This is a genomic window from Marinicauda algicola (assembly GCF_017161425.1).
Taxonomy (GTDB): domain Bacteria; phylum Pseudomonadota; class Alphaproteobacteria; order Caulobacterales; family Maricaulaceae; genus Marinicauda; species Marinicauda algicola.
On sequence record NZ_CP071057.1, the window covers coordinates 2,168,867 to 2,180,914 of the forward strand.

General features: G+C 69.1%; 7 protein-coding genes. 3 read left to right on the forward strand and 4 right to left on the reverse strand.

From position 1 onward, the window contains the following. Positions 1 to 36: 36 nt before the first annotated feature. From JW792_RS10755 to JW792_RS10765, 3 genes are read right to left on the reverse strand one after another with little or no spacing between them, the layout of a single operon-like run. Positions 37 to 795, reverse strand: coding sequence for an enoyl-CoA hydratase/isomerase family protein (locus tag JW792_RS10755; RefSeq protein WP_135995844.1), 759 nt, complete (start codon positions 793 to 795; stop codon positions 37 to 39). A 2-nt stretch (positions 796 to 797) separates the two neighbouring features. Further along, entirely contained in the window at positions 798 to 1,991 is a 1,194-nt protein-coding gene (locus JW792_RS10760) for a hydroxymethylglutaryl-CoA reductase (RefSeq protein ID WP_135995843.1), read from the reverse strand. Positions 1,992 to 2,033: 42 nt separating this feature from the next. After that, a complete protein-coding gene (locus JW792_RS10765; RefSeq protein WP_135995842.1) occupies positions 2,034 to 3,158 on the reverse strand; it encodes a site-2 protease family protein in 1,125 nt (374 codons plus the stop codon). 182 nt (positions 3,159 to 3,340) lie between these two features. Between JW792_RS10765 and JW792_RS10770 the strand changes: the two genes are divergently transcribed. Next, entirely contained in the window at positions 3,341 to 5,920 is a 2,580-nt protein-coding gene (locus JW792_RS10770; RefSeq protein WP_135995841.1) for a valine--tRNA ligase, read from the forward strand. 22 nt (positions 5,921 to 5,942) lie between these two features. Further along, positions 5,943 to 6,674 carry a PepSY domain-containing protein gene (locus JW792_RS10775; protein ID WP_135995840.1) on the forward strand — a complete coding sequence of 244 codons (732 nt, stop codon included), beginning with the start codon at positions 5,943 to 5,945 and terminating at the stop codon, positions 6,672 to 6,674. On the opposite strand, the gene JW792_RS10780 is transcribed toward JW792_RS10775, so the two are convergent. Further along, the gene (locus JW792_RS10780) at positions 6,656 to 10,006 is read right to left on the reverse strand and encodes a PAS domain-containing protein (RefSeq protein ID WP_158291593.1); all 3,351 of its coding nucleotides are present in this window, start codon (positions 10,004 to 10,006) and stop codon (positions 6,656 to 6,658) included. The two genes, JW792_RS10775 and JW792_RS10780, sit on opposite strands and share 19 nt — an antisense overlap. A gap of 153 nt (positions 10,007 to 10,159) precedes the next feature. Here JW792_RS10780 and JW792_RS17075 point away from each other — a divergent pair, with 153 nt between their 5' ends. Then, on the forward strand, positions 10,160 to 12,007 hold the full coding sequence (locus tag JW792_RS17075) for an ABC transporter ATP-binding protein (protein WP_135995838.1): 1,848 nt from the start codon (positions 10,160 to 10,162) through the stop codon (positions 12,005 to 12,007). Positions 12,008 to 12,048 lie beyond the last annotated feature (41 nt).

Here is a 12,048-nt window from a genome sequence, read left to right on the forward strand (position 1 = left end):
CGAGAGAAATCGCGCGGCCCGCGTGGCCCGGCGCGCCTATTTCAGGAAGCCGCCGATGCGGGCGAGCGTGTCGGTGATGTCCGGGAATTCCGCCTCGATCTCCGCGCGGATGCCGGCCGGGACGTCGCGGGTCTCGGCGATGGCGTGGAGATGCTTGTAGGCGGCCACGGTCGCGCGGTCGTTGGCCGCGATCGCCGCGGCGATGTCGGCGACAGCCCTGTCGAGCGCGTCTTTGTCCTCGTGCGCGGCGTTGGCGAGGCCCCAGTCGGCGGCCTGTTTCCCGGTGAAGGTCTTCGCGGTGTAGGACAGCTCCCTGGCACGCCGCAGGCCCACGGCGCCGGGCAGGGTCTGGCTCATCCCCCAGGTCGGGCGGATCGCGAACTTGGCGTGGGTATCGCCGAACTTCGCGTCGGCGGTGGCGTGAATGAAGTCGCAGTGCAACGCGAACTCCAGCGCGCCGGTGAAGCACGCCCCATGCACCTTGGCGATGACGGGCCGCGTGGCGGCACGCACCGCCGTCATCAGCCGGCCCGCCGGCTCGTCGAAGACGGGACCCACCCGGCCCGCCTTCGGCTCGGCGCCGGAGAGCACCTTCAGATCGACGCCCGCACAGAAGGCCCGGCCCGCGCCTTCCACGACGATGACCGCCGCCCCGTCCTCGCGCTCGGCGTCCGCGAAGGCCGAGATGAGCTCCTCCAGCATGGCCGGGGTGAAGGCGTTCAGCGCCTCGGGCCGGTTCAGCGTGATCGTGAGCACGCCCTCGGCCTCGTTCGTGAGGATGTTCTCCCAGGCCATTTCTAACCCCTGTTGCGTCCGAGCTTCTCGTGGCTCTCCACCCAGTCACCCGCGACCACGGCGCCGGCAAGGCTCACCTCGCCGGCCAGCACGGTCGCGGCGCAGATCTCGATGAAGCGGCGCACCTTGCCCTTGCCGCGGCAGCCCAGGATGTCGAGGCACTCGGCCTGCGTCGGCAGGCCCGTGCCGCCGCCGAAGGTCGCCACGATCAGGGCGGGAAGCGTGATGGACCAGTAATAGGTCTCGCCGCCGTCCTCCAGGCGCACATAGGTCATCGCGGCATGGCTCTCGGCCACGTTCGCCGCGTCCTGGCCGCAGGCGATGAACAGGGCGGCCAGCGCATTGGCCGCATGCATGCCGTTGTTTGCCGAGCCCGCCATCACCGAGCCGGCGAAGGAATTCAGCCGCGCCCGGAACAGGTCCTCGGCCGCCACCCCGACCCGCTCGCGCAGCAGCGAGGAGGGGATGCGCGCCTCCGCGATCACCCGCGCGCCGCGCGAATGCAGCACGTTCAGTTGCGAGTGCTTCTTGTCGGTGTCCATCGCGCCGGACAGCGTGTAGCGCGCGCCGCCGGGATAGCTTTTCGCGATCCACTCGCAGGCGGCGAACGTCGCCTTGCCGGCCATGTTCTGGCCGGCCGCGTCGCCGGTCTCGTAGTTGAAGCGCAGGTGCAGCATCGGCCCGACGGCATAGCGCTCGACATGGGAGAGCTTCGCGATCGAGGAGCTGGCCTCGGCGGCCATGCGGATCTGTTCGAGATTGCTTTCCACCCAGCCGGCGAACTCGCGCGCCCCGCGCGCATCATTGAAATGGAAGACCGGGGCGCGCTGCATGAAGCGCTCGTGGATGGTGGTCTTCACCCCGCCCGCCTCGGTCAGGATGCGCATGCCGCGATTATAGCTCGCGACCAGCGTGCCCTCGGTGGTGGCGAGCGGGACATAGACGTCCTCGCTGACATGCTCGCCCTCGATCCTCAGCGGCCCGGCAAGGCCGACCGGCACCTGCGCCACGCCGATGAAATTCTCGATATTGCCGCGCGTGACCGCCGGGTCGAAGGAGAAGGACCCGGTATGGGACAGGTCCGCGCCGGTGCGCCCTGAGACGAACTCGCGGCGCATCCTGGCGGCCTCGGGCGTGTAGTCGTTGTCCCTGTCGCGCGGGACGGAGAGGCGGGTGTCGTTGGGGCGCTGGGTCATGGCAGCGAGATTAAGGTGCTGGCGCGCGCTGGCAATACGCCTCTAGTCGCCGGCGAGTTCGCTCCTGACCTGGAGATGGTCGAGCAGGTCCTTCAGCGTGATCAGGCCCTTCAGCGCCCCGTCCTGCACCACCAGGAAGCGCGAGCGCTCGCTCTTCTGCATCATCTGGAGCGCCTCCATCGCGTCGCAGCCGGCTCTCAGCGTGGGAGACTCCGCCAGCGGCGTCATCGCCTCGCCGACGGTGAGCTGCCTGCGCGTGTCTTGCGACTTCTCCCGGATCTCGTCGATGCCGATCGTGCCGGCGAGACGGCCGTCCCGCATCACCGGATAGAGCCGGTGGTGGCTGGTGAAGAGATGATCGCGGATGAAGTCCTCCAGCGTGATCGCGGCGTCCACCGTCTCGACCTCGCGCGTCATCAGCTCGTCCAGCGTCCGGCCCTCGAAGATGCGCTTCATCTCGCTCTGCTGGAAGGCGCCGAGCGCGGCCATGCGGATGAACTGCCCGATCAGGATCCACCACAGCCCGCCGACGAAGGCCCCGGCGAGGATCAGCAGGAGTCCCAGGCCCGACAGGATCCAGCCGAAGATGCTGCCCGCGCGCGAGGCGATGCCGGTCGCCTTCCGCAGATTGCCGGTGACCTGCCAGATCGCTCCGCGCAGCACGCGCCCGCCGTCCATCGGGAAGGCGGGGATGAGGTTGAAGATGGCGAGCACGAGATTGAGCAAAGCGAGATAGCCCAGCACCGCCGACATCGGCTCGGACATGCCGGCGGTGGCGCGCGAGGCGAACTCGAAGGCGGCCGCGAGCACCAGGCTCATCGCCGGGCCGGCCGCGGCCATGATCATCTCCGCCTTCGGCTCGGTCGGTTCCTCGGTCATCTGCGCGGCGCCGCCGAACATGAAGAGGGTGATGGTCTCCACCTCGATGCCGAACAGGCGTCCGACGAGGGAGTGGGACAGCTCGTGCAGGAGGATGGAGACGGCGAGGCCGATCACGCCGGCGATCGCCATCCACCAGTAGAGCTGTTCGGGAAGCCCCTCGTAGAGGGTCGGGAAAGCGCCGGTCGCGAGCGACCAGGCGATCAGCAGCGCGATCAGCGCCCAGCCGATATTGACGCGGATGGCGATGCCGAAGACACGGCCGAGCGTTAGGGTCATGGGGGGCATGGCGGTCTCGTCTCACTGCAATGGATTTACGCGAAGGCCAAGTTGGGCGGCGGGAGCCGGTCTTGCAAGCGAGCGCGCCGCGTGCGCGAAGGTTCCTGCCCTCGCCTTTTGCACTGCGGAAAAATCGTCTAAGACCGCCGTCCTCCCTTCGCTCCACAGACCGATAGCGCCCGAAAGTTCCGATGAAAGAGTTTCCCGACAAGTACAAGCCGGCCGAAGCCGAAGCCGAATGCACGCAGCGCTGGGCGAAGGACGAGGCATTCAAGTGGGACCCGCAGGCTCCCGCGGAGACCGACTATGTCATCGACACCCCGCCCCCGACCGTGTCGGGCGCGCTGCACGTGGGCCATGTCTATTCCTATACCCAGGCCGACATCGTCGCGCGCTATTTCCGGATGAGCGGGCGCAACGTGCTCTATCCGATCGGCTGGGACGACAACGGCCTGCCGACCGAGCGCCTGGTGGAGAAGGTCAGGAAGGTGCGTGGCGGGACGATGTCGCGCGAGGACTTCGTGGCGCTCTGCAAGGAGGTCATCCCGCCCTACGAGCAGCAGTTCCGCGACCTGTTCACCCGGCTCGCGCTGTCGGTCGACTGGAGCCGGGAGTACCAGACGATCTCCGACGACAGCCGGACGATCTCGCAGATGTCCTTCCTCGATCTCTACAGGAAGGGCCTGCTCGAGCGGCGTCTGGAACCGGCCCTGTGGGACCCGGCCGACCGGACCGCCATCGCCCAGGCCGAGGTCGAGGAGATCGAGCGCGAGGGCAAGCTCAACCAGATCCCGTTCGCCATCGAGGGCGGCGGCGAGCCCGCGGTGATCGCGACGACGCGCCCCGAGCTGATCGGCGGCTGCGGCGCGCTGATGATCCATCCCGGCCATCCGCGTGCGAAGGAACTCGTCGGCAGGCGCGCGATCACGCCGCTCTATCATGTCCCGGTGCCGATCATCGCCGACGAGGCCGTCGATCCGGAAAAGGGCACCGGCATCGTGATGTGCTGCACCTTCGGGGACGTGCAGGACATCAACTGGTGGCGCGCGCACCGCCTGCCGCTGCGCATCGTCATCGACCGCGCCGGCAAGATGAAGGACGAGCTGGAGATCGGGTCGGACGACTGGCCGAGCCTCGATCCCGACAGCGCGAAGGCGACGATCGAACTCCTGGCCGGCCTGAAGGCGGAGAAGGCCAAGGAGAAGACCCTCGAACTCCTCAAGGAAAAGAACCTGCTCCTGAAGCAGGAAACGACCCGGCAGGTCGTGCCGGTCGCGGAGCGTTCCGGCGCGCCGCTGGAAATCATCGTCACCCCGCAATGGTTCATCAAGACGCTCGAGTTCAAGGAGCAGATCCTGGAGAAGGGGCGCGAGATCACCTGGCGGCCCGAATACATGCGCCAGCGCTTCGAGAGCTGGGTGGAAGGGCTGAAATGGGACTGGCTCATCTCGCGCCAGCGCCATTTCGGCGTGCCGCTTCCCGTGTGGTATTCCCGGCGCCCCGGCGAGGAAGGCAAGATCATCGTGCCCGGCGCGGACGAGCTGCCGGTCGATCCCACGAGCGACCTGCCCAGGGGCTATGAGGCCCACGAGGTGGAGCCCGAGCGCGACGTGATGGACACCTGGGCGACGAGCTCGGTGTCCCCGCAGCTCAATTCGCGCGCGATCAGCGAGGACTTCGCCCTCGACTACGAGACCCACAAGCGGCTCTTCCCGATGGCGCTGCGCCCGCAGGCCCACGAGATCATCCGCACCTGGGCCTTCTACACCATCGTCAAGGCGCTCCATCACGAGCAGACCATCCCCTGGCGCAATATCGCGATCTCGGGCTGGTGCCTGGCGAGCGACGGCTCGAAGATGAGCAAATCGAAGGGCAATGTGATCGACCCGATCAAGCTGCTCGACGAGCACGGCACCGACGTCGTGCGCTACTGGACGGGCACGTCGCGGCTCGGCCACGACACCGCGCTCAGCCCGAACACGCTGGCCCAGGGCAAGCGCCTGGTCACCAAGCTGTGGAACGCGGTCAAGCTGGCGCACATGTCGCTGGAGAAGGTCGAGATCGAGGCCGCTTCCCCGCGCGCCGACATCGAGGCGGGCAAGATCACCCACCCGCTCGATCTCTGGCTGCTCGGCCGGCTGTCCGAGACCGTGACGCGCGCCACCGAGGCGTTCGAGAATTACGAGTATGCGCAGGCGCTTCGCGTGACCGAGGACTTCTTCTGGCGCACCTATTGCGACAATTACCTCGAGATGGTGAAGCACCGCACGCGCTTCGAGGGCGAGCCGGACGCGCAGGAACGCTCCGCCCTGCACACCCTGCACCATGCCTCGGTCACGCTGATCCGCCTGTTCGCACCCTTCACGCCCTACGTCACCGATGTCCTCAACGACATCATGCTCGGCGAGCCGGGCAAGGACACGCCCACCGTCCACGCGCGCGGCGCCTGGCCGAGCGCGGCCGACCAGGCCGATCCGGGCAGCTTCCGCGAGGAGGGCGACCGCTTCGTCTCGATCCTGGCCGCGGCGCGCAAGGTGAAGTCCGAGCTGCAGGTCTCGATGCGGGCCGAGGTGGAGACGCTCACCGTCATCGGGACGGATGCGGGCAGCCTGCCGGATCTCATCGGCGAGACCGGGGAGGATCTCAAGGCCGTCACCAATGCGCAGGCGGTCGCGCTTGCCGAGCGCGCGCCGGAGGGCGATCCTTCGGCCGTCTCGCCGGACGAGCGCTTCACGGTGGCGCTGAAGATGGCACCGCAGACCGCGGGCTAGCCGCGGCGTTCAAGGGGGAGCGATGACGATCACGCGCTGGGCGGTTCGCCTGCACAAATGGCTCGCCCTCATCGTCGGGCTCCAGATCCTGCTCTGGGTGACGGGCGGGCTCGTGATGAGCGTGCTGCCGATCGAGCAGGTGCGCGGCGAGCATACCATCGCCGCGCCCGACCGGACCCCGATCGTACTCGGGGACGTCCTTGCACCGGACGAGGCCGCGACCCTCGCCGGGGCCGGGCCGGTCGTGGCGGCGAGCCTCGCGCGCTGGACGGGCCGGCCGGTCTATCGCTTCGAGACGGTGTCCGGGCCGGTGATGGTGGATGCCGCCACCGGCGAAGTCCTGTCGCCCATCGACGAGGCTGCCGCCCGCGCCGTCGCCATGGCCGGCTATGCCGGCGACGCGCCGATCGGCACGGTCGAATACCTCGCCGAACCGAGCTGGGAGTATCGCCATGCCGGCCCGGCCTGGCGGGTCTTCATGGACGACGGCGAGGGCACGCGGCTCTACATCTCTGCGCAAACCGGGGAGATCACGGCACGGCGCAACGACACCTGGCGCGTGTTCGACTTCTTCTGGATGCTGCACATCATGGACTATCGCGAGCGGGAGGACTTCAACCATCCGCTCCTGATCGCGATGGCCGGGCTCGCCCTGTTCACGGTGCTGGCCGGCCTCGTCCTGCTGTTCAGCCGGATGCGGCGCAGCCTGCTGAGCTGGCGGGCGAGGCGCAGGGCTCAGGCCGCGGCGTCCTGAGCCTCGCTCCTGGGCAGGGTGAAATGGAAGCGCGAGCCCTTGCCGGGCTCGGATTCCAGCCAGATCTTCCCGCCATGGCGCTCGACCGCCTGCTGGCATACCGCGAGCCCGATTCCGGTGCCGTCATACTCCTCGCGCCCGTGCAGGCGCTGGAAGGGCGCGAAGATCTTGTCGAAGAACTTCGATTCGATGCCGATGCCGTTGTCGCTCACGCTGATGCGCCAGAATTCGCCTTCCGGCTCGGCGGCGATGCGCACCTGCGGCGCGGCTTCGCCGCGGTACTTTATCGCGTTGGAGACGAGGTTCTGGAACAACAAGGTGAGCAGCATCGGGTCGCCCTCGATCACCGGAAGGCGCTCGCAGTCGACCCGCCCGCCGGCCTCCGCGATCGACACCTCCAGACGCGCGAGTATGTCCTCGACGAGCCGCTCGAGATCGACGCGCTCGCGCTTCAGGGGCCGGCTCGAGGCACGCGAATAGGCCAGGAGATCGTCGATCAGCGTGCGCATGCGCCCGGCCGCGTCGATGAGGAAATCCAGGCTGCTGTCGGCTTCGGCGTCGAGCTGGCCATGATAGCGCCGGCGCAGGAGGCTGGAGAAGGCCGCGATCTTGCGCAGGGGCTCCTGCAGGTCGTGGCTCGCGACCGTGGCGAAGCGGTTGAGCTCCCGGTTGGTGCGCTCCAGCTCCTCGGCGTAGGCCTCCATCTCGCGGCGCGCCCGGTTGATGTCCGTGACGTCCTCGAACACGCCGTGCGCGGCGACGGGCTGCCTGCCCGGCCCGTACTCCACGAACGCGGACAGGCGCGTCTCCAGGACCTCGCCGGCCTTGGTCACGATGCGCACCGGTTCGCGCCAGAGCTCGCCGGTCTCGAAGGCGCGCGGGATGAGTTCGCGCTCCACGCGTTCGCGGTCGGCCTCGTGGATCACCGCCGACCCCGGCTGGCCGAGCACCTCCTCCGGCTTGTAGCCCATCGTCGCCACCCAGTGATCGTTGACCATGGTCGTGCGTCCCTGGGTGTCGATGGTGTGCATGAGCGCCGGGCTGCGCCGGTAGATCGTGTCGATGCGCTCCTTCTCGCGCGCCAGGGCATCGGCGAAGGCGCGCTCGGCGGAGATGTCGAGCATGACCCCGGCCGAGCGCAGGGCCCGCCCCGCGGCATCGAAGGCCAGGGGCCGGCCTTCGGTGCGTACCCAGCGCCAGCCGTCCGGCGAGCGCAGGCGCAGGTCGATCGCTCCGACGATCTCGCCGGCGCCGAGCCGGGCGAAGAGTTCGCGCGCCGCTTCCACGCTGTCCGGGTGCAGGATCGTGCCCCACTCCTCGGCCGTGACACGCGATTCGTCCAGCGACTTGCCGAGCCAGCGCAGCACATCGCCCCTGGCATTGCGTTCGCCGGTGGTGTGGTCGATCGTCCAGATGCCGACCAGTCCCGCCTCGATGGCATCGGCGAGCTGGCGCTCGCGCGCGGCGAGTTCCTCCTCCAGCCGGCGCCGGTCCGTCACTTCGGAGAGGAAGCCCGAAGCGCGCAGAGGCGCGCCGTCCGGTGTACGCTCGGTGATCGCGCCGCGCACGCCGACCCAGCGGTAGCCGCCCTCGCTGTCGCGCAGCCGGTATTCGATCTCGACCGCCCCGTCCCGCGCCGCGGCCGTGGCCAGCGCCTCGCGAAAGCGCGGGAGATCGTCCGGGTGCATGCGCGCGATCCAGTCCTCGAGCGCGATCCTCACGCCCTCCCCGGCGCCGGGCTGGTCGCCCCCCTCGAAGCCGATCGCGGCGAGCGCCGGGCCGGACATGAGGAACAGCCGGTCGTCATAGTCGAAGCTCCAGCGCGTGAGGCGGGCGGCCTCGACGGCCTCGGTCAGGCGCGTCTCGGTCTCGGCGAGCTTGCGGCGCAGCGCATCGGTCTCGTCGACCTCGGTCACGATGCCGGACAGGGTGAGCGCCCGCCCGTCGGCGGTCTGCGCGCTGACCCCGCCGCGCACGCGCAGGCGGACATATCGGTTTTCCATATCCCGGATGCGGTACTCCAGCTCGCCGCCCTCGGCGGCCGCGATATGGCGGAGCGAGGCGAGGTCGAAGCGTTCGCGGTCGTCGGGATGGATTCGCTCCAGCCAGGCGTCGGCGGGCACCTGCAGGGTGCCGTCGCGGATACCCAGGCGCTCCGCGATCGGACCGCGCACGGTGAGCATCCCGGTCTGCAGATCGCGCGTCCAGGTGGTCAGCGCCGCGCTGCGTACCGACTGCGCCGCTTCCCGGTCGAGGCCCTCGACATCCCCGGGCAGGCTGGCCGCCGGCCCCGCCTCGTCGAGGCCGACGAGCCGGGTGAAGCCGAAGGCCCGGTTCCGCCCGGCGGGCTCGGCGAGGCAGCGATGGATGACCCAGCCCTGCCCGCTGCCGCGCACCCGGTAGATCTCGTCCATCCGCCCGCCGAACTGGAGGCCGAGAAAGGCCGCGCTCGCCCGGCTGACATCGTCGGGATGGAGCCGGGCACGCCAGTCGGCGAAGCTGAACGTCCTGCCATCTCCGCCGGCGTGCAGATCGCCGGACACGGAGCCGATATCGGCCTCGAAATCATACTCCCAGTGGCACAGGCCCGAGGCCGCGAGGGCCAGGGAGAGCCGGGCGTCCTCCTGGTGGGCGGGCACGTCGGCCAGCCCCGCCGGGGCCGCCACGCCGGACAGGCGCAGGGGCTGGCCGCGCCGCCCGCGCCGCAGCACCCTCACCTGGTGGACGAGCGGGCGCCACACCCCGTCCGCGCCGCGCACCCGGCAGGTGAAGCGGAACAGATGGTTGGGATCGCGCGGACCGGCCTTGAGAAGGGCGAGCGCGGCCTCGCGGTCGGTCTCCTCGACGACATCCAGCCAGCGATCGAGATCGGCATGGCCGCTATCGGCCTCGACCCCCATCAGCGCGCACAGGGCGCCGGAGAACCAGACGGTCCCGCTGGCGAAGTCGAGCGTATACGCCCCCTCCCCGCCATGGGCGTCCGGCGCCGGCGCACGGGCGGACTCCGCCGGGCGCACCACGACCGCGAAATGGCTCCCGGCCGGGGCGGCGCGCAGCTCGGCGAGGAAGGGCTCCCCCCGGGGCGGCACAAGCCGGACCGGTCCCGTCTGGCCCGACGGCGAACCGGTGCGCCAGGGCGCGAGATGAAGATCCAGCGGATCGGCGTAGAAGGGGGCGAGGTCACGCCCGGCGAGCGAATCGGAGGAGGCCGAGAACAGCGCCGCGAAGGCGGCGTTGGCGCGTACGATCCGGCCATTGGAATCGATGACCGCGCACGCCTCGGGCAGCGCGTCGAAGGCGCCTGCGATGAGACCCTCGGCGGGACTGGCCACGGGGGCGCTCCTTCGCTCCAATGTGTCGAGCGACCCACGCTAGGCAGGAATGGTTACCAGCACGTTTGGACTGATCGCCGGTATGGCCTTCGCTCCGGGAGGCCTTATGGTGCGGCGAAACCACCGCCCGGCCGGACCTGAGGAGAGCCCGACTTGAGCGCGACGACACCGATCCTGCAGGTCCGCGACCTGAACATCCGCTTCGATACGCCCGACGGCGAGGTCCACGCCGTGCGCGGGATCGAGCTCGACATCATGCCCGGCGAATGCCTGGCCGTGGTCGGGGAATCCGGCTCGGGCAAGAGCCAGACCTTCCTCGCCGCGATGGGACTGCTCGCATCCAACGGCAAGGCGACCGGATCGATCCGGTATTCCGGCGAGGAGATCCTCAACCTCTCCCCGAGGAAGCTCAACCGCGTACGCGGCAAGTCGATGACGATGATCTTCCAGGATCCGCTCACCTCGCTGACCCCGCACATGACGGTGGGAGACCAGCTGAAGGAAGTCCTCGACGTCCACCTGAAACTGCGCGGCGAGAGGGCCGAGAAGCGCTGCATCGACTGGCTGGAGCGTGTGCGCATTCCCGAGGCCAAGAGCCGGCTGAAGCAGTTCCCGCACGAGCTGTCGGGCGGCATGCGCCAGCGCGTGATGATCGCGATGGCGATGCTGTGCGAGCCCGACCTGCTGATCGCCGACGAGCCCACGACCGCGCTCGATGTGACGGTGCAAGCCCAGGTGCTCGACATCATGGACGAGCTGAAGGCCGAGACCGGCGCGGCGATCGCGCTGATCACCCACGACATGGGCGTGGTCGCGCGCATGGCCGACCGGGTCCAGGTCATGCGCACCGGCGAATATGTCGAGACCGGGCCGGTCCGCGAGATCTTCCACGCGCCCCGGCACGACTACACCCGCATGCTCCTCGACGCGATGCCGCGCATCGACCAGCCCGACAAGCCGGGCCATCCCACCCTGCCGCCCTACGAGGCGGTGGCGGGAGCCGAGCCGCTGCTGAGAGCGCAGGACGTGAAGGTCCATTTCCCCGTCACGGTCGGCGGCGGGCTGTTTCCGAAGACAAGGCCGCTGAAGGCCGTCGACGGGGTGAGCTTCGATCTGCGGCCCGGCGAGACCATCGGCATCGTCGGGGAATCGGGGTGCGGCAAGTCGACGCTGGCGCGCGCGGTGCTGCGGCTCGTCCCGGCCAGCGCCGGCTCGGTGAGCTGGATCGGCAAGGACCTGCTCGGCCTGTCCAGGAGGCGCATGCGCGACCTGCGCGAGGATCTGCAGATCGTGTTCCAGGACCCGCTCGCCTCGCTCGACCCGCGCATGACGATCGGCGCCTCGATCTCCGAGCCCATGCTCACCTTCCGCAAGTTCATGAGCCGCAAGGAGCGCGAGGCCGAGGTCAAGGCGATGATGGAGCGTGTCGGGCTCGATCCGAACATGATCAACCGCTACCCCCACGAGCTCTCGGGCGGCCAGAACCAGCGCGTCGGTATCGCCCGGGCGATGATCCTGAAGCCCAAGCTCGTCATCTGCGACGAGGCGGTCTCGGCCCTCGACGTCTCCATCCAGGCCCAGATCATCGATCTGCTGATCGAGCTGCAGAAGGATTTCGGCCTGTCGATGATGTTCATCTCCCACGACCTCTCGGTCGTGCGCGAGATCTCGCACAGGGTCATGGTGCTCTATCTCGGCCGGGTGGTGGAGCTCGCCGACCGGGCCACGATCTACGAGGATGCCCGCCATCCCTATACCCAGGCGCTGATCAGTGCGGTGCCGATCCCCGACCCGGACATCGAGAAGACCCGCGAGCGCATCAAGCTCACCGGCGACCTGCCGAGCCCGATGGACAGCCGCGCCCAGCTCCGGTTCCTGAAATCGAAGATGGTCGACGACCCCGATGCCGAGCAGTACCGCCCGAAGCTGATCGAGGTCGCACCGGGCCACTGGGTCGCCGAGCACGACCCGGTCGAGGAACTTGCGGCGGAGCCCGCCTGACCGGATCGTGACGGCGAATTCACTTGCACGGTCGGAACCTC